This window comes from Salipiger pentaromativorans, from assembly GCF_024721115.1.
GTDB classification, from domain to species: Bacteria; Pseudomonadota; Alphaproteobacteria; order Rhodobacterales; family Rhodobacteraceae; genus Salipiger; species Salipiger pentaromativorans.
In genome coordinates this window covers 92,391-113,677 of sequence record NZ_JAMDHK010000017.1, presented here as the reverse complement: position 1 = coordinate 113,677, position 21,287 = coordinate 92,391, and the positions used below count along the sequence as shown (strand labels likewise).

Below are 21,287 nucleotides of genomic sequence, written 5' to 3'. Positions count from 1 at the left end.
GAGCCCAAAATCGGTCCCTGTATGCTAAATCAAAGCCCGATTGCATGGAAATCGGCACAGCCAAAACGGTAGATCAGACGTTCCCTAAGGATGAAGGGGTTTTTAAAATGGATGTATTTTTAGATGGTATAGCTGTTCGTTTCTATCGCGGTATCGGCGAGGAGACTCAGTACGTTGGCACGTTGGCCCTCTTTCAAAAATGAATTTTTTCATTGGTGCAAACAATTCTGGAAAATCAATTTTACTCAACCTTCTGGCATCACACCTGAGGTCTGTCGCGGATGGGAATCCGCCTAAGGCACTGGACGGACTGGAAGAGCATCGAGGCCAAAAATCCGGTCGCTTTTTCGTGGCACTTGGCAATAGCACACAAGGTCTCTTGCCACAGCTCCTTAAGGCCAATGAACGGAAGTTAGGCATTTCTGGTCGTCGCGGCAGTGCTAATACAAGAGATCAGATTGCACTTATCTTTGATAAACTGAGCCATCTTGATCATATTTGGATAAGCCCTGCCGAGGGCAATCGCGGCTGGAATATACTTCATGCCGTGACTGCGGAAGACGCGGAGACTTGGGACGTAAATTGGCAAGGAGTTTGGTCGAAATTAACCGGACAGGGCTCGGGAGGCTTTAAACAACACTGGTTTCCAGAAACGATTAACCTTATTGCCAAAGCTGCTGCCCCGAGTATACCGCAAGTCCACTTGATCCCTGCAAAACGCACGCTCGGGCTCACAGGAGAGAGTTTTGAAGACCTAAGTGGCCGCGGCTTGATTGACCACCTCGCCACTCTGCAAAACCCTGCCTGGGACAAACAGGAAGATCGAGAGAAGTTCAAACGTATCACCAACTTCCTCAGAACCGTCACAGGCAAACCTGATGCAACCCTTGAGGTCCCAAGTGGTAGAGAGCATTTGCTCGTACATATGGATAACAAAGTGCTTCCACTGGCCTCACTCGGCACCGGCATTCACGAAGTCATTTTGATCGCTGCTTTTTGCACAATCTACGACGAGAGCATGATGTGTCTCGAGGAGCCTGAGATTCACTTGCACCCTCTGCTCCAAAGAAAGTTAATCAATTACTTGATCGACAACACATCAAGCCAATATTTCATAGCGACTCACTCATCGGCTTTTGTCGACACTCCAAATGCAAACGTATTCCATGTCACGAATGATGGCCAGCAAACCCGAATTCATCCAGCAGTCACGGGGCAGGATCGTACAAGTATCTTGGACGACCTTGGTTATCAAGCATCAGATATTTTACAAACAAACTCCGTTATCTGGGTCGAAGGCCCCTCTGACAGAACTTACCTAAATCATTGACTTAGCGCAGTAGATGACCGGCTGAAAGAAGGCATCCATTACACAATTATGTTCTATGGTGGCGGACTTATTAGTCATCTTAGCGCATCAGATGATGCATTGAGCGAGTTTATTGCGTTGCGCAAACTGAATCGGAACATGGCGATTGTTCTCGATAGCGACAAGGGGGCAGAAGATGAGGCGCTCAAACCACACGCACAAAGGATCGTGGAAGAGATGAGCGAAGGGTCAGGCGTCGTTTGGGTCACCGCAGGTCGAGAGATTGAAAATTACATTGATGGGGGCGAGCTACAGTCAGCTTTGAAAACCCTACATCCGCGATTGTACCGGAAAGCTGGAAAAACCGGGCTCTATGACCATGCATTCTATTTCTATAGAGAAGATCCCAAGAATTCTGACAGGCTAGTGACTTTTAAAAACGGAGACAAAGTCGGTGCGGCTGCAATCATTTGCGGCAAGTCCGCTATGCTGGAAACTCTGGATTTGAAGGACAGGGTTTCTGAGCTAGCTGACATGATTCAAAGGGCCAATGGCCTCTGAACCCATTTTGATTTACGTTGCGACTCTCCACATTTTCAAGCCGCGAGACGTGTAAGCTACCGCGATTCGAATGCTGCATCGCAGGTGCAGAGCAAAAAGCTAATGTCCGCTATGGGCCGCTTGCAACCAACAGCCCACCTCACCCGAACACCGCCTCCGGATACCCCACCCCCATCAGATAAAGCCCGTCCGGCGGGCATACCGGCCCGCAGGCCGCCCGGTCACGGGCTTCCAGCGCCGCCTTTACGTCGTCGGGCGCCCAGCTCCCCGCGCCGACCCGCTCCAGCGTGCCCACGATGCTGCGCACCTGATTGTGCAGGAAACTGCGGGCGCGGAGCGAGAAGTGAACCTCCGTGCCCGCCCCGGTCTGAACCTCCTCGACCCGGATCTCGTCCAGCGTCTTCACAGGCGAGGCCGCCTGGCACATGGTCGAGCGGAAGGTGGTGAAATCGTGCAGACCGATGAGATGCGCAGCCCCCGCCCGCATCGCCCCGAGGTCGAGCGGGTTCATCACCCTCCAGACCTGCCCCGCCTCCAGCGTCGCAGGCGCCCGGCGCACGAGCAGGCGGAAGAGATAGCGCCGCTCCAGAGCCGAGAACCGCGCGTGCCAGTCGTCCTCCACCGCGACGCAGGCGCGGATCGCCACCGGGGCGGGTTTCAGATGAAAGTTCAGCGCCTCGGACAGCCGGAACGGATCCCAGACCTTCTCCATATCGCAATGGGCGACCTGGCCGCGCGCATGCACGCCGGCATCGGTGCGCCCAGCAGCGGCGATGGTATGGGCGCGCGGTTCGAGCTTCGCCAACGCGGCTTCGATCGCGCCCTGCACCGAGGGCTGATCCGCCTGCCGCTGCCAGCCCGCGAAGGGCCTGCCGTCATATTCCACCAAAAGCGCGTATCTGGGCATATCCGCCCCTTAGCCCCCCTGCCCGTGTCCGGCAATCCCCACCGCGCGACGAAAGCGACCTGGCGGGTTGAGAGTTTGTAACGGTTTCATTACATAGCGCCGATCATCCCGTAACCCGACCCTGGTGGCCCCCGTGCTCGCTCACGTCTGGAAAAGATATATCGGCCCCCTGCTGAAACGCCCGCCGCGGTTTCAGGTGGCGGCGCTGTGCCATCGTCCGGGCGAGACGGGACCCGAAGTACTGCTGATCACCTCGCGCACCACCCGGCGCTGGATTCTGCCCAAGGGCTGGCCGATCTACGGCACCGACGCCGGCGGGACCGCACTGCAGGAGGCCTGGGAAGAGGCCGGGGTCAAGCCGCGGGGCGGGCGGCCGGTCCGTATCGGGCGCTATCGCTACGACAAGGTGCTGACCGGCGGATTGCCGGTGGAAACCGATGTCGATGTCTATGCCATCGAGGTCGAGAAGCTCTACGAGAGCTTCCCCGAGGCGGGCGAACGGCAGCGCCGGTGGATGACCCCCGAGGATGCCGCCGAACTGGTCGATGAGGAGCAGCTCCGGACGCTGCTGCGGGCGCTGCCCGATCTGCCGCAAACGGCCCCCAAGGCCTGAGCCGGCCCGCCCGCGCCGCAATCAAGGACGAATGCCCCCGTGCCCCAGGACAGCCCCAGCCACCAGTGGAAGACGCTCGACCAGGATCTGAACCGGCTCTCGCGTCTGGAAGCGGCCACCATGTATACCGCACGCCCGCTGGTGGGCGTCGGGATCTCGCTGGTCTTCGTCACCCTGGCGGCGCTGGCAGCGGCGCTCTTCACCGGCGGCGAACCGCAAAGCCTCGCCGTGGTCGTGGCGGCGGCCTTCGGCGCCTATATGGCGCTGAACATCGGCGCCAACGACGTGGCGAACAACATGGGGCCGGCGGTGGGCGCACGGGCGCTGTCGATGCTCGGTGCCATCGCCATCGCGGCGATCTGCGAAAGCGCCGGCGCCCTGCTGGCCGGCGGCGATGTGGTCTCGACCATCTCGAAGGGGATCATCGACCCTCAGGGGCTCGCCGATACGCGGATCTTTGTCTGGGCGATGATGGCGGCGCTGCTCTCGGCCTCGATCTGGGTGAATATCGCCACCTGGATCGGCGCACCGGTCTCGACCACCCATTCCGTGGTGGGCGGGGTGATGGGCGCGGGGATCGCAGCGGCGGGGCTGGGCACGGTAAACTGGCCGACCATGGGCGCCATCGCCGCAAGCTGGGTGATCTCGCCGCTGCTCGGCGGACTGATCGCGGCGGCGATGCTGGCCTTCATCAAGTGGCGCATCATCTATGTCGCGGACAAGATCGCCGCCGCCCGTGTCTGGGTGCCGGTGCTGATCGGTCTGATGAGCGCGGCCTTCGCCACCTATCTGGCGATCAAGGGGCTGAGCCATGTGACCAAGGTCCCGCTGTCGCTGGCGCTGTCGATCGGTGCCGTGTCCGGCCTCGTGCTGGGGCTGCTCTCGGTGCCCTTCATCCGGCGCCAGGCGCGGGGGCTGGAGAACCGCAACCGCTCGCTCAAGACGCTGTTCCGCCTGCCGCTGGTGGTTTCGGCGGGGCTTTTGTCCTTTGCCCATGGCGCCAATGACGTGGCCAATGCGGTTGGGCCGCTGGCCGCGGTGGTCTCGATCCAGCATTCGACGGAGGTGGCGGGACAGGTGGCGATTCCGCTCTGGGTGATGGTGATCGGCGCGCTGGGGATCTCGTTCGGCCTCGTGCTCTTCGGACCCAAGCTCATCGGCATGGTGGGCAGCCAGATCACCAAGCTGAACCCGATGCGCGCCTATTGCGTGGCGCTTTCGGCCGCGGTGACGGTGATCGCGGCCTCCTGGCTCGGCCTGCCGGTCAGTTCCACCCATATCGCGGTGGGCGGCGTGTTCGGCGTGGGGTTCTTCCGCGAATGGCACGCGGAGCGGCGCGCGCGCTCGATCAACCTGAACCGCCCGCCGGCCAAGCGCATCGCCCCGCAGGAGCGCGCCCGGCGCAAGCTGGTGCGACGCTCGCATTTCATGACCATCGTCGCCGCCTGGGTGATCACCGTGCCCGCCGCCGCATTGCTGTCGGCAGCCTGTTTCTGGCTCTTGCGCGCACTGGGACTGTAGGCCCGGCGCGCGGCGCAAGAAGACTTTTCCCGCAATAAGTCTTCGCCCAAGATTTTTCGTCCGAAAAATCTTGGGCCTCTCCCGCAAACGGCTGCCTCTGGCAACCGGCGCGCCCGGCCTTTATCTATGGGCAAGAGACAGGAGGAAGGGGCAGAGCTTGGTCATCGGAAACATCGCCGACACGCTTTCGCGCGGCGTCGAGAACGTCGCCGGCACATTGACCGCACCGTTCACCGAACCGGTGATCCGGCTGGGCGTCACCGGCCTGTCCCGCGCCGGGAAGACGGTGTTCATCACCTCGCTCGTCGCCAACCTGCTGGACCGGGGCCGGATGCCCCAGCTCGTGGCAGAGGCCGAGGGGCGCATCCTCGCCGCCTATCTTCAGCCGCAGCCCGACGACACCATGCCGCGGTTCGACTACGAAACGCATCTGGGCGCGCTCACCGCACGAGTACCGCATTGGCCCGAAAGCACCCGCGCCGTGTCGCAACTGCGGCTCTCGCTCAAGATCCGGCCCACCGGTCTGCTTGCGGGCTTCTCCGGCCCCCGCACCCTGCATCTGGACATTGTGGACTACCCCGGCGAATGGCTGCTCGACCTCGGCCTGATGGAGAAAAGCTATTCCGACTGGGCCGAAGACAGCCTCCAGCGCCTCGAAACCCGTCCCGGCGGTGCGGACTATCTGGCGATGGCCCGGGCCGAGGACAGCACGCAAGGGCTGGACGAGGTGCGCGCCAAGGCGCTCGCCAGCGCCTTCACCCGGGCACTGCAAACCGCCCGCGCCGCCGGCTTCTCCGATTGCACCCCGGGCCGCTTCCTGCTTCCGGGCGAGAAAGAGGGCAGCCCCGCCCTCACCTTCGCCCCGCTGCCGAAACCCGCCGATCCGCCGCGCAAATCGCTCTGGCGCGAGATGGAGCGGCGCTTCGAGGCCTATAAATCCCAGATCGTCAAACCCTTCTTCCGCGATCATTTCTCGCGCATCGACCGCCAGGTGGTGCTGGTCGATGCGCTCGGCGCCATCCATGCCGGCCCCGCCGCGCTCGAGGATCTGCGCCGCACCATGGCCGACATCCTCACCGCCTTCCGGCCCGGCGGCAACGCCTTCCTCAGCAGCCTGCTGCGCGGCAAGCGCGTCGAGAAGATCCTCTTCGCCGCCACCAAGGCCGACCACCTGCACCATGCCCAGCACCCCCGCCTCACCGCGATCATGGAGGCGCTGACCCGCGAGGCCCGCGACCGCGCGCGCTTTGCCGGGGCCGAGACCGGCGCCATGTCCATCGCCGCGTTGCGCGCCACCGTGGAGCAGAGCCTGCCCCATGACGGGCACGCGCTCGATTGCGTGCGCGGCACGCTGCTGAACGACGACGGCACGCGCGGACGCGAGGCGGCGTTCTATCCGGGCGAGCTGCCCGCCGATCCGGCGCATCTTCTGGGCCCCGCGCGCGAGGGCGCCGAAAAATGGCTCGACAACGATTACGCCATCATGCGCTTCGCCCCCGCCGCGCTGACCCTGAAGCCCGGCGAGGGCCCGCCGCATATCCGCCTCGACCGCGCCGCACAGTTCCTGATCGGAGACCGGCTGTGAGCGTGGTTCTCCGCCCCGCCCGGAGCACCGATGCCGGCAAGCTCGGGTCGATGATCACCGAGGCCGCGGGCAGCCGCCCCTGGAAACCGCGCCTGCACAGCGGCGCCGAGGACATTGCCCATGCGGGCGCGATGATCGAGAACGGCTGGGTGACCGTCGCCGAAGCCTCCCGCACCGGCGCGCTGCTGGGCTTTCTCGCCCGCGAAGGCGCCTATATCCACGCCCTGTTCATCACCCCGCAGGCCCAGCGCAACGGCGTCGGCCGGCGGCTCATCGCCGCCGCGCAGGCGGCCTGCGACCGGCTCGATCTCTGGACCTTCGAGGCCAATACCGGCGCCCGGCGCTTCTACGAGCGCGCGGGCTTTGCCGTTATCGCCCGTGGCGATGGCGAGGCGAACGACGAGGGGCTCCCCGACATCCATTACCGCTGGCAGGCGCCCCCCGCGCTCCGCCCCGGCACGACACCGCCCAAGGAGGCCCGCGCATGAGCGACCGCAAGGACAAGACCGGCCCGGTGCTGATCGAGCTCGACGAGGGCACCGCCCCCGCCGCTCCCGCCGAAGCGCCGCCGGTCCCGGAACCGGAGCCGGCGCCCACGCTGCCCGAGGGCCGCGCCATGGCGACCGCCGCCGCCCTGGCCGCGCGCCGCCCCTCGCGCCTCGCCCGCTGGTTCTGGGCGCTGCTCGGCGGGCTTGTCACCACGCTGGTCTCGATCGCCGCCTGGCGCTTCGTCACCGATCTTGTCGTCTCCGTGCCGCTCCTGGGCTATGTGGTCACCGCGCTGATCGCGCTCTTCGTGATCGTGGTGCTGTTGATCGTGCTCAAGGAACTTGCGGCAATCTCGCGCCTCACGCGCCTCGACACGCTGCACCGCGCCGCCGATGCGGCGCTGGCCGACGAGGATCTGAACGCCGCGCGCAGCGTCGTCGGCAAGCTGACGGCGCTTTACGCCGGCCGCGACGACACCCGCTGGGGCCGCGACCGGATTCGCGAGCGGCAGGACGAGATCTTCGACGCCTCGGGCCTGCTGGGTCTGGCCGAGAGCGAGCTTCTGGCGCCGCTCGACGCCGCCGCCCGGCGCGAGGTCGAAGCCTCGGCCCGGCAGGTCGCAACCGTCACCGCGCTGGTGCCGCTGGCGCTGGCGGATGTCGTCACGGCCCTCGGGGCCAACCTGCGGATGATCCGGCGCATCGCCGAAATCTACGGCGGCCGCTCGGGCACGCTGGGCGGCTGGCGGCTGACCCGCGCGGTCATGTCCCATCTGGTCGCCACCGGCGCCGTGGCGGTGGGCGACGACATGCTGGAGCCGATCCTCGGCGGCGGCATCCTCGCCAAACTTTCCCGCCGCTTCGGCGAAGGGCTGGTGAACGGCGCGCTCACCGCACGGGTGGGGGTCGCCGCCATCGAGGTCTGCCGCCCGCTGCCCTTCACCCGCAGCAAGCGCCCCTCGGTGCGGGCGATCATCCGCACCGCTCTCACCGGGCTCATCAAGGGCGAGACCAGGGACTGACCCGACCTCCGGCCCCGTATCTCGGCAGGATCGGAATCGCCTCCGGGCGCGTCCCCGCGTAAAACGGTCCGGAACCCGATTCCCGCCGCAGGATGCGCCTGCGGCCCCCGCTCTGCACCGAGGCCAGCCATGTCCGATGCCAGCCAAGCCCCCCTCCGGCGCGCCAACGGCCACGGCCATCTGCGCGACATCGTCTACGGGGCCATCGACGGCTCGGTCACCACCTTCGCCATCGTCGCGGGCGTGGCCGGCGCCGGGCTGTCGCCCTTCGTCATTCTGGCGCTCGGATTCGCCAATGTGCTGGCCGACGGGTTTTCCATGGCCGCCGGGAACTACTCCGGCACCAAGGCCGAACTCGACGATCTCAACCGTCTGCGCCGGCTCGAGACCGCGCGGCTGGCCCGCGACCCCGAGGGCACCCGCGCCGAACTGCGCGGCATCCTCGCCGCCAAGGGGCTGTCGGACGGCATTCTCGACCGCGCCGCGGACGAGATCGCCGGCGATCCGCCGCAGGCTCTGGCGCTGATCCTCGACGGCAGCTACGGTCTGTCCTCGGTCGATCCGCATCCGATGAAGGCGGCGCTCGCCACCTTCGCGGCGTTTCTCGTCGCCGGCATGGTGCCGCTTCTGCCCTTTCTGCTCTCGTTCCCCAGCGCCTTCGAGGTCGCGACCCTGCTGACCCTCACCACCTTCTTCGCCATCGGCGCCTACAAGAGCCGCTGGTCGCTGTCGCCCTGGTGGCGCTCGGGGCTGGAGACCCTGCTGATCGGCGGGGTGGCGGCGGGCATCGCCTATGCGGTGGGAAGCCTGTTCTCCCTGTGATCCCTGCGGGCCCGCAGGGTCCCGCACCTCTATCCGGGCGCGGCCTGCGCGGCCTCGGACGGCACCGACAGCACATCCCCCGAGGCCGTCACCGCGTCGAACACCACGAGCGCGCCCAGCCCCACCAGCACGAAAAGCACCACCCCGGCCGCCCGGTCGAGCGCGCGCCACTCGGCGGCGGATGCCGGTTCGGCGCCAAGCGGGGCCGAGGAGGAAAGATCGTCGTGGCATTGGGTCATGGCAGCACCCGGGAGAGAGAGAAGGCAGAAAGCAGCCTTGCTCTGCGCCTTTTTCGGGATCTTGTCTCTTGCCGAATGCATCCGGCCCACGCACAGGCGGCGGATTGCTCAAAGGCGCCCCCGCCTGCGCCGGTTCCCGCCGCCGACCATGGCGCCCCGGCAACACCCGGCCGCCGCGACCGTCCGGGCGGTGGATTTCCGCCACCGCGCGCGGGCACTGGACCATCGCGAGTCGCTTGCCTATAACGCCGCTCATGATGGGCCGTTTCGAGATCGTCATTCGAATTATATGCCCGGCGCTCTAAACCGCAGAGCCGCCGGGACAAGGCGTATGGACCCTCGCGCCGACCAGAGTTTCCCCCAATTTCTCAAGAACCGGGACCGCAGATCATGTGCGCCGAAACGCCTGACTACAAGGACACGCTGAACCTTCCGAAAACCGATTTCCCGATGCGCGCGGGACTGCCCAAGCGCGAGCCGGAATGGCTCGACCGCTGGGAGAAGATCGGCATCTATGACCGCCTGCGCGCCACCGCCGCAGACCGCCCGCCCTTTACCCTGCACGACGGCCCGCCCTATGCCAACGGCCACCTGCATATCGGCCACGCCCTGAACAAGACGATCAAGGACATGATCGTGCGCTCGCACCAGATGATGGGGCACGAGGCACGTTATGTGCCCGGCTGGGACTGCCACGGGCTGCCCATCGAATGGAAGATCGAGGAACAGTACCGCGCCAAGGGCAAGAACAAGGACGAGGTGCCGGTCATCGACTTCCGTCAGGAATGCCGGAAATTCGCCGAGGGTTGGGTCGACATCCAGCGTGAGGAGTTCAAGCGCCTGGGCATCACCGGCAACTGGGCCGATCCCTATCTGACGATGGATTTCCACGCCGAGCGGGTGATCGCAGAGGAATTCATGAAGTTCCTGATGACCGGCACGCTCTATCAGGGCTCGAAGCCGGTGATGTGGTCGCCGGTGGAACAAACCGCGCTGGCCGAGGCCGAGGTCGAGTATCACGACAAGGAAAGCTTCACCATCTGGGTGAAGTTCAAGGTGGCCGAACCCGCCGACAGCGATCTTGCCGGGGCCTATGTGGTGATCTGGACCACCACCCCCTGGACCATGCCGTCGAACAAGGCCGTGGTTTATGGCGAGGACATCGCCTACGGGCTCTACGAGGTGACCGGAACGCCCGAACAGAGCTGGGCCAATGTCGGCGACCGCTACATCCTTGCCGACAACGTGGCGGGCGATGTGATGACCCGCGCACGGCTCGACGATTCCATGTACACCCGCCTGCGCGATGTGCCGGTGTCGGAGCTGGCGCCGCTGGCGCTGACCCACCCGCTGAAGGGTGTCGAGGGCGGCCATGGCGAATGGGACGGTCTGCGCGATTTCCGCGCCGCCGATTTCGTGACCGACACCGAGGGCACCGGCTTTGTCCATTGCGCGCCCTCGCACGGGATGGAGGAATTCGAGCTTTACCGCGATCTGGGCATGCTCGAACAGGTCATCACCTATAACGTGATGGAAGACGGCTCCTTCCGCGCCGACCTGCCGTTCTTCGGCGGCAAGATGATCCTCAAGCCCAACGGCAAGGAGGGCGACGCCAACAAGGCGGTCATCGACAAGCTGGCCGAGGTCGGCGGGCTGCTGGCACGCGGCAAGATCAAGCACAGCTATCCGCATAGCTGGCGGTCGAAGGCGCCGGTCATCTACCGCAACACGCCGCAATGGTTCGCCTCGATCGACCGCAAGGTCGGCGACGGTCAGGACGACTACGGCACCACGATCCGCGAACGCGCGCTGACCTCCATCGACCAGCTGGTGAAATTCACCCCGCAGACCGGGCGCAACCGTCTCTATTCGATGATCGAGACCCGCCCCGACTGGGTGCTGTCGCGCCAGCGTGCCTGGGGTGTGCCGCTGACCTGCTTCGTGAAGAAAGGCGCGCTGCCCACCGACCCGGAGTTCCTGCTGCGCGATCCCGCCGTCAACGCCCGCATCGCCGAGGCCTTCGAGGCCGAGGGCGCCGATTGCTGGTATGCCGAGGGCGCCAAGGAGCGGTTCCTAGGCAATGGCTATGACGCCGAGGAGTGGGAACAGGTGTTCGACGTGCTCGACGTGTGGTTCGACTCCGGCTCGACCCATGCCTTCGTGCTGCGCGACCGCGCCGACGGCACCGCCGACGGCATCGCCGATGTCTATATGGAAGGCACCGACCAGCACCGCGGCTGGTTCCATTCCTCCATGCTTCAGGCCTGCGGCACCATCGGCCGCGCGCCCTATCGCAACGTGGTGACCCACGGGTTCACGCTGGACGAGAAGGGCAACAAGATGTCCAAATCGCTCGGCAACACCATCGTGCCCGAAGAGGTGGTCAAGCAATACGGCGCAGACATCCTGCGGCTCTGGGTGGCACAGACCGATTACACCGCCGACCAGCGCATCGGGCCGGAGATCCTGAAAGGCGTGGCCGACAGCTATCGCCGGCTGCGCAACACCATGCGCTTCCTGCTGGGCGCTCTGGGCCATTTCACCGAGGCCGACCGGGTGGATGCCGCCGACATGCCCGAGCTGGAGCGCTGGGTGCTGCACCGTCTGGCCGAACTGGACGAGAAGGTACGCGAGGGCTATCGCAGCTTCGATTTCCAGTCGGTGTTCCAGTCGGTCTTTACCTTCTGCACCGTGGATCTCTCGGCCTTCTATTTCGACATCCGCAAGGACGCGCTTTACTGCGACGGCGACACCGCGCGCCGCAAGGCCGCCCGCACGGTGATGGACCTGCTCTTCCACCGGCTCACCACCTGGCTGGCGCCGGTGCTGGTCTTCACCATGGAGGATGTCTGGCTCGACCGTTTCCCCGGCGAGGAAAGCTCCGTGCACCTGCAGGACTTCCCCGAGACGCCGGAAAGCTGGCGCGACGAGGCGCTGGCGGCGAAATGGGCGCAGGTCCGCGCCGCCCGCCGCGCGGTGACCGCCGCGCTGGAGATCCAGCGCACCGACAAGGTGATCGGCGCTTCGCTGGAGGCGGCTCCGGTGGTGCATGTGGAAGATGCCGGGATGCTGGAGGCGCTGAAGACCGTCGCCTTCGACGACATCTGCATCACCTCCGCCATCACGCTGACCGCCGATCCGGCGCCGCAGGAGGCCTTCCGCATGGCGGAGGTGCCGGGCGTCGGCGTGGTCTTTGAAAAGGCCGACGGCGGGAAATGCCAGCGCTGCTGGAAGATCCTGCCGGATGTGGGCAGCCATGCCCACCCGGCCACCTGCGCGCGCTGCGACGCGGCGCTCTGAACGGTGAACTCCGACGCCCCGCCCGACCGGCGGGGCGTTTTTCTTTGAGTATTTCTGGAAAAGTGAAGAGATCTGCGGTTTCCTTAAGGGAAGGCCCCGCGCGACGGGGTCAGACCAGGGAGGGACATATGAACAGACGATTTCTTCTGCTGGGCAGCGCCGCGCTGCTGGCATCCTGCACGGCCTCCGGGCCTGTGCGGCTCGCCCCCGGATCGACACTGATCCTCACCCGCCACGGCGACCGCTCGGGCTCGGACGAGATGCTGAACGCCACCGGGCGCACGCGGGCACGGGCACTGGTGCGCGCGCTGGAGGGGCAGCCGCTCGACGCGATCTACAGCCCCGGCATCCAGCGCAACCTCGACACTGCCGCGCCGCTGGCCGGGGCGCGCGGGCTGACGGTGACCCGCATCCCGCAGGAGACGCCCACCGCGGCGCTGGCCGCGGCAGCAGCGGGCGGCCCGGTGCTCTGGGTCGGCAACAAGGGCAATCTGGCGGAGATCTGGGAAACCCTCGCGCTGCCGGGAGAGGTGCCGCTGAACTATGGCGATCTGACCTTCATCCGCAGCGATGCCGAGGGCCGCGTCACGGTGGAGCGCCGGCACTACGGGCCCGCGACAGGTTAGGCCCGTCGTCACCCCGTCTGGCGGGAGGGCGTGGCACGCCATTCATAGGTATTGTCGAAGCCGTCCTCGGAGACGAGCGCAAACCCGCAGGCGCAATAGAAGGCGTTGGCCGGGCTGCGTTTGAGCGCCAGCAGGCGGATGGGCAGCGCGGCGCGCCGTGCCTCGTCCTGAAGCGCGGCGACAATCCGGCCACCGATGCGCCGCCCCTGAAACGCCGCGCGCATGTAGAGGTGATCGAGATAGAGGTGGTCTGGGCGCCTGCGCAGGACGAAAAACCCCGCCATCTCCGGCCCCACATAGACAAGGGTTGTGTCCGCTGGCGTGAACCCGTCGAGAAACCGGTTCCGGGCGCGGTCCGGGTCGAACCGGCCCAGCGCCTGCAGGCTGGGGCGCATTGCCTCGACGCGGAGCTCCGCAAGGGCCGTCGCATCGCTCTCGAACGCGCCCTCGAACCGCAAACCCTCCACTTCCATCGCAATTCCTTCATTCCGGGACATGCCCTGCGCGCCACGGCGGATACCGCAAGTCTCTGAAACCGCCTATCCGGCCTCCTGGACATCTTTGCAACCGAAGACATCTACATCCCTGGTCCCGAGGCCCGGTCTGCACAAAAAACATTCACCTCAGACGCAGCATTTCCCGAACGGGATGAAAATCGCCCCCCTGCACCAGAAAACATTTGCCAGACGCCCCCCGGCGCGGCTTTAGATCACGCAATACGGCAACGGCGCCGTATGAGTCTCCCGAATGTCCGGGACCGATGAGCAAAGCTGCTCGATCCGTCGCACCCATCCACGCGGCGTATCGGCGGCTTTTTTTGTTTTTCGCACGGAGAGACCCAGATGACCCAACCGCAGAAAAAAGGCCATATCGCCCTTGTCGGCGCCGGCCCCGGCGCCCGCGACCTTCTGACCCTGCGCGCGCTCGAGCGTATCCAGCAGGCCGATGTGCTGCTTTACGACCGACTGGTCGATCCCGAGATCATGGAGCTGGCCCGCCCGCAGACCGAGCGGATCTATGTCGGCAAGGAGGTGGGCCGCTGCGCCTGGCCGCAGGGCCGCATCGACCGGCTGATCGTCGCCAAGGCCAAGCTGGGGCTGCGCGTGGTGCGGCTGAAATCCGGCGACCCGTCGATCTTTGGCCGCGCCAGCGAAGAGATCGCCGCCGCCCGCGCCGCCGGGGTCGAGGTCGAGATCGTGCCCGGCATCACCGCCGCCTCCGCCGCCGCCGCCGCGATTTGCGTGCCGCTGACCGAACGCGGCGAGACCGACACTTTCGCGCTGACCACCGGCACCTGCAAGCCGGGCGACGCAGCCCCCGACCGCGCGCGGCTGGCGCATCCCGGCACGTCCATGGCGTTTTACATGGCGGTGGAGCGCGCGGCGCAGGTGCAGGCCGATCTGCTGGAGGCGGGCGCGCCCGGCGCCTGCCCGGTCGAGATCGTCGCCGCCGTCAGCACCCCGCGCGAACGCCATGTGTCCACCACGCTGGGCGCTCTGGCCGACACGCTCGCCCGCGAAGACATCTGCAACCCGGCGATCCTCTTCATCCGCTATCCGAAATCCCTGGCCCGGCAGATCGCGGCGGCAGGCGTCGAAATCGCCGCCTGAGCGGCGAGGCGCCGAACGCATCCCGGACATCTCCGCGAGTGGCTTGATTTCCCGACCTCAGAGGCCGACCCTTGGCGCGACGCGCGGGGGCAGCCTCTCTGCGCGCTCCACTCTGCCCCGGCCCCGCCGCCCTTTGGCCGCGGGGCGCCGGACCGTTTCAGGAGGCCGGACCCATGACCCTGCTCGCAGACCTGCTTGCCACCGTTTTCGAACGCCGCGCCCGGATCGGACCGATCCTGCGCCGCGACCCACGCAGCACCGAGGCGCTGATCGCCGATCTGATGGCCGCGACCTCGGAAACCGCCGCTCTGGCGCTCGCCCGGCGCATCCTTCAGCGCTATGCCGAGATGGACGACGCGGCGCGGCTGGCCTTCTTCCGCCACATCGCCGAGGCGCTCGGGCTGGATGCCGGCGCGCTGCGTGCGGCGCTTGATGCCTATGACGCCGAGCCCTCGGGGAACAGCTATCGCGCCTTCACCGCCGCCTGCGAACCGCCCCGGCAAGAGCTGATCCGCCGTCTCAACCAGGTGCCCGGCGCCACCGAACATCTGGTGCAGATGCGCGACGACCTGCGGCGCATGGGCCGGACCGAACCCGCGTTGCAGGCGCTCGATCTGGATTTCCGGCACCTGTTCCGCGCCTGGTTCAACCGCGGCTTTCTGGTGCTGCGCCCGATCAGTTGGGAAAGCCCCGCGCATATCCTGGAAAAGATCATCGCCTATGAGGCGGTGCACACGATCCATAGCTGGGACGATCTGCGCCGCCGCCTCGTCCCCGAGGACCGGCGCTGCTTTGCCTTTTTCCACCCCGCGATGCCGGACGAGCCGCTGATCTTCGTCGAGGTGGCGCTGACCAAGGGCATTCCCGGCTCGATTCAGGCGCTGCTGGCCGAGGACCGCGCTCCGATGGCGGCGGATGAGGCCGACACCGCAGTGTTCTATTCGATCTCGAACTGCCAGCCGGGGCTCGCCGGCATCTCCTTCGGCAATTCTCTGATCAAGCAGGTGGTCTCGGATCTGGCGACCGAGCTGCCGGGGCTCAAGACCTTTGTCACGCTCTCGCCCGTCCCCGGTCTGGTCCGCTGGCTCGAGGCGCAGGAGATCGCCTACGACCCCCGGGATTCCAAGGCGATGACCGCGCTCGCGGCGCATTATCTGCTTCAGGCCAAACGCCCCGACGGACAGCCGGTGGACCCGGTGACCCGGTTCCACCTCGGCAATGGCGCAATGATCCAGGCGGTGCATCCCGATGCGGATGTCTCCGAGAACGGGCTGCGGCAATCGGCCGGGGTGATGGTCAATTACCTTTACGATCTCGCCCGCGTGGAGAAATATCACGACCGCTACGCGGAACGCCACGAGGTGACCGCCGCGCAGCCGGTGCGCGCGCTTGCCGCCGCACGGGAGAAAGCCACCGCCGGAGGAGGATGACGGATATGGCCAACCCGCTTTACGATACGCTTTTCGCCCGACACGCCGGGCAGGAGCGCCCGTTCCTGACCTGTCCGGAGGGGCGCCGGCTGAGCTATGCCGCCTTCCTGCAAATGGCCGCCCGCATCGCACATGTGCTGGTGGACCGGGGCCTCGCCCCCGGCGACCGCATGGCGGTGCAGGTCGAGAAATCGCCCGAGGCACTGGCGCTTTACGCGGCGGCGGTGCAGGCGGGGGTGATCTTTCTGCCGCTCAACACCGCCTATACGTCCGAAGAGCTGCGCTATTTCGTCGAGAACAGCGGTGCGAAGCTGCTGGTCTGCGACAGCGCGAAAGAAGCCGCGCTGCGCCCGATCATGGCCGCGCTCGGTGGCCAGACCGATACGCTGGGCGCGGATGGCAAAGGCTCGTTGATGGCCGAGGCCGCCACACGGCCCGGCCGCTTCGATACCGTGCCCCGCGACCGCGACGACCTGGCCGCCTTTCTCTATACCTCGGGCACCACGGGCCGCTCCAAGGGGGCGATGCTGACACAGGACAATCTGCTCTCCAATGCCGAGACGCTGGTCGATTACTGGCGCTTCACCGGCGAGGATGTGCTGCTGCACGCGCTGCCGATCTTCCACACCCACGGGCTGTTCGTCGCGACCAACGTGATCCTCGCGGTGGGCGGCCAGATGATCTTTCTGCCGAAATTCGATCTCGACCAGATCCTGACCCAGCTGCCGCAGGCCACCACAATGATGGGGGTGCCCACCTTCTACACCCGCCTGCTGGACGATCCCCGCTTCACCGGCGATCTGGCCGCGCATATGCGGCTTTTCATTTCCGGCTCGGCGCCGCTGCTGGCCGACACCCATGTGCAGTTCGAAACCCGCACCGGCCACCGCATCCTCGAACGCTACGGCATGACCGAGACCAACATGAACACCTCGAACCCCTACGAGGGCGAGCGCCGCGCCGGCACCGTGGGCTTTCCCCTGCCCGGCGTCGAGCTGAAGATCACCGACCCCGAGACCGGCGAACCGCTGCCCCAGGGCGAGATCGGGCTGATCGAGGTGCGCGGGCGCAACGTCTTCAAGGGCTATTGGCAGATGCCCGACAAGACCGCCGCGGAGCTGCGCGCCGACGGGTTCTTTCTCACCGGCGATCTGGGCAGCATGGATGCCGACGGCTATGTCATCATTGTCGGCCGCAACAAGGACCTGATCATCTCGGGCGGCTACAACATCTATCCCAAGGAGGTCGAGCTGATCCTCGACGAACAGCCGGGAGTGCGCGAAAGCGCGGTGATCGGCGTGCCGCATCCGGATCTGGGAGAAAGCGTGCTGGCGGTTCTGGTGTCCGAACCGGGCGCAACGCCCGACACGGGCGCCATCGCCACGGCCCTTGAAACCCGGCTGGCCCGGTTCAAGCAGCCGCGCCGCTACGCACTGATCGAGGCGCTGCCGCGCAACACCATGGGCAAGGTCCAGAAAAACGCGCTGCGCGAGCGCTATGCCGCGGCTTTCCAGCCCACAGACCACGCCGAGGCCGGCGCGGGAGACTGAGCCGACAGGCAGGCGCCAGCCCGGTCGCACCGGGCCGGCGCCGGGCCGGTCAACTCAGGTCAGCTCATGGAGCCGGTCGTCACGAAGCGTTCGTGCCAGGACAGCGATTCGCTCAGCAGATGCGGCGCGTGCTTGCCGAAGGAGCCGGTCAGCGCGCGGGCGTAATAGTCCGTCAGCGCCGGGCGGTAATCGGGATGCGCACAGTTCTCGATGATCAGCGCCGCGCGCTGCTTGGGCGCCAGCCCGCGCAGATCGGCCAGCCCCTGCTCGGTCACGATCACATGCACGTCCTGCGCGATGTGGTCCACATGGCTCGCCATCGGCACGATGGCCGAGATCTTGCCGCCCTTTGCGGTCGAGGGTGTCATGAAGATCGACACATAGGCGTTGCGGGCGAAATCCCCCGAGCCGCCGATGCCGTTCTGGATGCGCGAGCCCATCACATGGGTGGAGTTCACATTGCCGTAGATATCCGCCTCGATCAGCCCGTTCATGGCGATACAGCCCAGACGGCGCACCAGTTCCGGGTGGTTCGAGATTTCCTGCGGGCGCAGGATCAGCTTGTCGCGGAACCGCGCCGCATCGTTGTTGAACCGCTCCGCCGCCGCCGGCGACAGCGAAAACGCCGTGGCCGAGGCCATGCGCAGCTTGCCCGCTTCCAGCAGATCCAGCATGCCGTCCTGGATCACCTCGGTATAGGCGGTCATGCCGGCATAAGGCGCCTCCATCAGCCCCGAGAGCACCGCGTTCGTCACATTGCCCACCCCCGATTGCAGCGGCAGCAGGTTGGCCGGCAGCCGCCCGCGCTTCACCTCATGGGCGAAGAAGTCGAGCAGATGCCCGGCGATGGCCTCGGCCACCGCATCGGGCTCGGCGAAGGGCAGGTTGCGGTCGGGCGCGTCGGTCTCGACGATGGCAACGATCTTTTCAGGATCGACGGTGAAATGCGGCTGGCCGATACGGTCATCGGGCTTCACCAGCGGAATCGGCACCCGGTTCGGCGGCAGCGCGGTGCCGTAATAGATGTCGTGCATCCCGTTCAGCGCGTCGCTCTGCCAGCGGTTCAGCTCGAGGATCACCTTGTCGGCGCAATCGAGCCAGGTCTTGTTGTTGCCGATCGACGAAGACGGAATCAGCGCGCCCTCTTCGGTGATCCCGGAAATCTCGATCACCGCCACGTCGAGCTTGCCCAGGAACCCTTCCCAGGCCATCGGCGCCACCTGACTCAGATGCATGTCGAAATAGTTCATCTCGCCCGCGTTGATCTTTTCACGGGCGATGGGATCGGAGTTGTAGGGCAGACGGAATTCGATGCCATCGGCCTTGGCCAGTGCCCCATCGAGCTCCGGCCCGGTCGAGGCGCCAGTCCAGACCTTGACCCGGAACGGGTTGCCGGCGGCGTGCTCGGCCTCGATCCGTGCGGCCAGTGCCATGGGCACGGATTTGGGATAACCCGAGCCGGTAAAGCCGCTCATGCCGATGGTCATGCCGTCGGAAATCAGTGCGGCGGCGTCTTCGGCGCTCATCATGCGCGCGCGAAGGTCGGGATGGGCAATGCGGGACTGCAAGGTCAAGAGGCTCCTCCTTCGCCCGCCCGCGACCGGTTATATCCATAACGGTCCGGGCCGGCAGATTGTTCGAAACTTGCGCGGTATTTATGCAATCCCGCCGCGATCCTGCCAGATGGAGAAAAGCTCCGCAGGACGGGTATTCCTGAAATGCATAGCTTTTCCGAAAAGCTAACCCCTGGGCGCATGGCTTTTCAGGGCACCCCGAAGGGATGTCCAGACCGTGGCGGCGCCCCCGGGCCTTGCAGCTTAGCCGTCGCGGCGCCTGACCGCGCGGCGCGACGCCTCGAGCCCGTCCTGGAACCCTTCGGCGTCGCCGTAATCCATGAAATGCGCATAGCGGTGATGCGGCTGCGACACCCGCGCGGCGTGCTTGATCGGGCACCAGAACGCCTCGGTCCGCGAGGCGACCTCGGTCACATAGGACAACAGCCCGTTGCAGTAACCGCAATAGATGCAGTTCATCTTCTGTAGCGCGTTGAGATAGGCGAGATGATGGCGGTCGATGCGGATATGATCGCGGCGCTTCACCTTGGGGATCCCGTAGGCGGGAAAGCAGATCGCCTGATACACCGTCACGAACAGATCGAGCAGGGAAAAGGGCAGGATCAGCGAATAGATCACCGGCGCGGTGAGGATATGCCACGGGTTTGCCCGCGCGAGAAAGCTCCGCAGCCCGATGCGCAAGGCCCGCTGGCGGCGCAGCGCCTCGATCTCGAAGCGCACGCGGTTGTGCTCCATCCGGTAGCGGAACACCGCCCGGCGCTGCGAGATCTCCTCTTCCAGTTCGGCATGCAGCGCGTCGATCTTTGCGAGGATCTGGTCGATGCGGGATGTCATGGCGATGGCCTCCTGTTCTCGCCCGGCCCCACGATGCTAGCGCTCCCGTCGGCGCGACTCAATGCAGAGCGGGCGCGGGCGCCGATGCGATGCAGGCGCCGTTCAATGCAGAAAAGGCGCGTCGGAAAAGCGCTGGTACCCGCGACCGGACTCGAACCGGTACGCCCGAAGGCTGGGGATTTTAAGTCCCCTGTGTCTACCATTCCACCACGCGGGCTCAGCGCTTGTCTTGCCGCAAATCCGAAGGATTGGCCAGAGCCGGCGGGCCGCGCCTGGCCTCGATCACCACGCGCGCGCCTGCGAACAGCGCAAGCCGGTCGGGCGCCGCAATTTGCCAGCCGTCCACCTGTGCCAGCAGCGCGAAAAACGCCTGTTCCTGCGCCATCACCGCCGGACCGCAGAACATGCGCGTCGCCATCGTCCCCTCGATCCGCATCGCGCCGCCGTCGATCCCGACGCTCGCGCGATACCGGTTGCAGCCGCCCGTGCCGGCCAGACGGCCTGCCTCGTCGAACCGCATCTCGGGCACCGGCGCCTCGGCATCCCGCCCGTCCAGCGCCACCACCTGCCAGAGCGGCCCCACCGGCTCATCGGCCATCGCGGCCCCCGCCAGCGACAGCGCCAGTCCCCATCCCGCAATCCGCATCCACATCCCGCCCTGCCCTTTCCGTCTCCATCCTGTCCCTGTGACTAGCATAGAACCGACCCTTGACCCTACGTCAGCCGGTGACACCCGGCGCCTGGGCCAGCCCGTCCTCCTTGACCGCCTGCATCGCCACATAGGTCGAGGTGGCCGAGACATGCGGCAGGGTCGAGATCTTTTCCGCCAGAACCCGCCGGTAGCTGCGCATATCGGCGGTGCGCACCTTGAGCAGATAGTCGAAATTCCCGGCGATCAGATGCACCTGCTCGATCTCGGGAATCGCCGCCACCGCCGCGTTGAACGCCGCCAGCGAGCTCTCGCGCGTGTCCAGCATCCGCACCTCGACAAAGGCCACATGATCGAGCCCCAGCCGGATCGGGTCGAGGATCGCGCGGTAGCCGCGGATCACCCCAAGTTCTTCCAGCCGCCTCAGCCGCGCCTGGGTGGGGCTTTTCGACAGGCCGATGCGCTTGGCCAGCTCGGTGATCGAGATGCGGCCCTCGCCCGCAAGCGTGGTCAGAATCGCGCGGTCGAACCGGTCGAATTCCTCGAAGTCATCTAGCATGGAGATTCCCGCATTTTTCGGTGAAAAATTATGTCGTTTCGCCATCAATAAGGCAATTCGACTTCAAACACCACTGTATCATGGGGAA

At 65.8% G+C, this 21,287-nt stretch carries 21 protein-coding genes and 1 tRNA gene; 14 read left to right on the top strand and 8 right to left on the bottom strand.

Annotation, left to right across the window (positions count from 1 at the left end; translation table 11 throughout):
• The 3 genes from M4578_RS21420 to M4578_RS21410 form a co-directional block, all read left to right on the top strand.
• A partial coding sequence (locus M4578_RS21420) for a hypothetical protein (protein ID WP_258095267.1) occupies positions 1-203 on the top strand: 203 nt, incomplete at its 5' end.
• A complete protein-coding gene (locus M4578_RS21415) occupies positions 200-1,330 on the top strand; it encodes an AAA family ATPase (protein ID WP_258095266.1) in 1,131 nt (376 codons plus the stop codon). The genes M4578_RS21420 and M4578_RS21415, both read left to right, overlap by 4 nt.
• A 99-nt stretch (positions 1,331-1,429) precedes the next feature.
• On the top strand, positions 1,430-1,870 hold the full coding sequence (locus M4578_RS21410; protein ID WP_258095265.1) for a hypothetical protein: 441 nt from the start codon (positions 1,430-1,432) through the stop codon (positions 1,868-1,870).
• Positions 1,871-2,009: 139 nt separating this feature from the next.
• Here the strand turns inward: M4578_RS21410 and truA are convergent, their stop codons facing one another.
• Positions 2,010-2,777: a tRNA pseudouridine(38-40) synthase TruA gene (gene truA / locus M4578_RS21405; protein WP_258095264.1), complete on the bottom strand. Its 768-nt coding sequence runs from the start codon at positions 2,775-2,777 to the stop codon at positions 2,010-2,012.
• A 133-nt stretch (positions 2,778-2,910) separates the two neighbouring features.
• Here truA and M4578_RS21400 point away from each other — a divergent pair, with 133 nt between their 5' ends.
• From M4578_RS21400 to M4578_RS21375, 6 genes are all read left to right on the top strand, one after another.
• Positions 2,911-3,390, top strand: a complete 480-nt coding sequence (locus M4578_RS21400) for an NUDIX hydrolase (protein ID WP_258095263.1) — start codon at positions 2,911-2,913, stop codon at positions 3,388-3,390.
• A gap of 39 nt (positions 3,391-3,429) precedes the next feature.
• Positions 3,430-4,911, top strand: a complete 1,482-nt coding sequence (locus M4578_RS21395; RefSeq protein WP_258095262.1) for an inorganic phosphate transporter — start codon at positions 3,430-3,432, stop codon at positions 4,909-4,911.
• A 157-nt stretch (positions 4,912-5,068) separates the two neighbouring features.
• Positions 5,069-6,496 (top strand): YcjX family GTP-binding protein, encoded by a 1,428-nt coding sequence (locus M4578_RS21390; RefSeq protein ID WP_258095261.1) that lies wholly within the window; start codon positions 5,069-5,071, stop codon positions 6,494-6,496.
• The gene (locus tag M4578_RS21385; protein ID WP_258095260.1) at positions 6,493-6,984 is read left to right on the top strand and encodes a GNAT family N-acetyltransferase; all 492 of its coding nucleotides are present in this window, start codon (positions 6,493-6,495) and stop codon (positions 6,982-6,984) included. Before M4578_RS21390 ends, M4578_RS21385 begins: the two co-directional genes overlap by 4 nt.
• Positions 6,981-8,006, top strand: a complete 1,026-nt coding sequence (locus M4578_RS21380) for a YcjF family protein (RefSeq protein WP_258095259.1) — start codon at positions 6,981-6,983, stop codon at positions 8,004-8,006. Before M4578_RS21385 ends, M4578_RS21380 begins: the two co-directional genes overlap by 4 nt.
• A 129-nt stretch (positions 8,007-8,135) precedes the next feature.
• Positions 8,136-8,828 carry a VIT1/CCC1 transporter family protein gene (locus M4578_RS21375; protein ID WP_258095258.1) on the top strand — a complete coding sequence of 231 codons (693 nt, stop codon included), beginning with the start codon at positions 8,136-8,138 and terminating at the stop codon, positions 8,826-8,828.
• 29 nt (positions 8,829-8,857) lie between these two features.
• Here the strand turns inward: M4578_RS21375 and M4578_RS21370 are convergent, their stop codons facing one another.
• Entirely contained in the window at positions 8,858-9,067 is a 210-nt protein-coding gene (locus tag M4578_RS21370; protein WP_258095257.1) for a hypothetical protein, read from the bottom strand.
• Between the two features lie 390 nt (positions 9,068-9,457).
• Between M4578_RS21370 and ileS the strand changes: the two genes are divergently transcribed.
• Together ileS and M4578_RS21360 are read left to right on the top strand one after the other, a co-directional pair.
• Positions 9,458-12,367, top strand: a complete 2,910-nt coding sequence (gene ileS, locus M4578_RS21365; protein ID WP_258095256.1) for an isoleucine--tRNA ligase — start codon at positions 9,458-9,460, stop codon at positions 12,365-12,367.
• A gap of 128 nt (positions 12,368-12,495) precedes the next feature.
• Positions 12,496-12,993, top strand: a complete 498-nt coding sequence (locus tag M4578_RS21360; protein ID WP_258095255.1) for a histidine phosphatase family protein — start codon at positions 12,496-12,498, stop codon at positions 12,991-12,993.
• A gap of 8 nt (positions 12,994-13,001) precedes the next feature.
• Here M4578_RS21360 and M4578_RS21355 read toward each other — a convergent pair whose 3' ends face one another.
• The gene (locus M4578_RS21355) at positions 13,002-13,466 is read right to left on the bottom strand and encodes a GNAT family N-acetyltransferase (RefSeq protein ID WP_258095254.1); all 465 of its coding nucleotides are present in this window, start codon (positions 13,464-13,466) and stop codon (positions 13,002-13,004) included.
• A gap of 369 nt (positions 13,467-13,835) precedes the next feature.
• Here M4578_RS21355 and cobA point away from each other — a divergent pair, with 369 nt between their 5' ends.
• From cobA to M4578_RS21340, 3 genes are all read left to right on the top strand, one after another.
• Positions 13,836-14,603, top strand: a complete 768-nt coding sequence (gene cobA / locus M4578_RS21350) for a uroporphyrinogen-III C-methyltransferase (protein ID WP_258095253.1) — start codon at positions 13,836-13,838, stop codon at positions 14,601-14,603.
• Between the two features lie 173 nt (positions 14,604-14,776).
• Entirely contained in the window at positions 14,777-16,033 is a 1,257-nt protein-coding gene (locus tag M4578_RS21345) for a malonyl-CoA decarboxylase (protein WP_258095252.1), read from the top strand.
• Positions 16,034-16,038: 5 nt separating this feature from the next.
• The gene (locus M4578_RS21340; protein ID WP_258095251.1) at positions 16,039-17,583 is read left to right on the top strand and encodes a malonate--CoA ligase; all 1,545 of its coding nucleotides are present in this window, start codon (positions 16,039-16,041) and stop codon (positions 17,581-17,583) included.
• 59 nt (positions 17,584-17,642) lie between these two features.
• Here the strand turns inward: M4578_RS21340 and M4578_RS21335 are convergent, their stop codons facing one another.
• From M4578_RS21335 to M4578_RS21315, 5 genes are all read right to left on the bottom strand, one after another.
• A complete protein-coding gene (locus M4578_RS21335) occupies positions 17,643-19,157 on the bottom strand; it encodes an acetyl-CoA hydrolase/transferase family protein (protein ID WP_258095250.1) in 1,515 nt (504 codons plus the stop codon).
• 243 nt (positions 19,158-19,400) lie between these two features.
• Positions 19,401-19,991, bottom strand: a complete 591-nt coding sequence (locus tag M4578_RS21330) for a hypothetical protein (RefSeq protein ID WP_258095249.1) — start codon at positions 19,989-19,991, stop codon at positions 19,401-19,403.
• A 133-nt stretch (positions 19,992-20,124) separates the two neighbouring features.
• A tRNA-Leu gene (locus M4578_RS21325) sits at positions 20,125-20,208 on the bottom strand.
• Positions 20,209-20,643 (bottom strand): META domain-containing protein, encoded by a 435-nt coding sequence (locus tag M4578_RS21320; RefSeq protein WP_258095248.1) that lies wholly within the window; start codon positions 20,641-20,643, stop codon positions 20,209-20,211.
• A 67-nt stretch (positions 20,644-20,710) separates the two neighbouring features.
• Positions 20,711-21,199: an Lrp/AsnC family transcriptional regulator gene (locus M4578_RS21315; RefSeq protein WP_258095247.1), complete on the bottom strand. Its 489-nt coding sequence runs from the start codon at positions 21,197-21,199 to the stop codon at positions 20,711-20,713.
• Positions 21,200-21,287 lie beyond the last annotated feature (88 nt).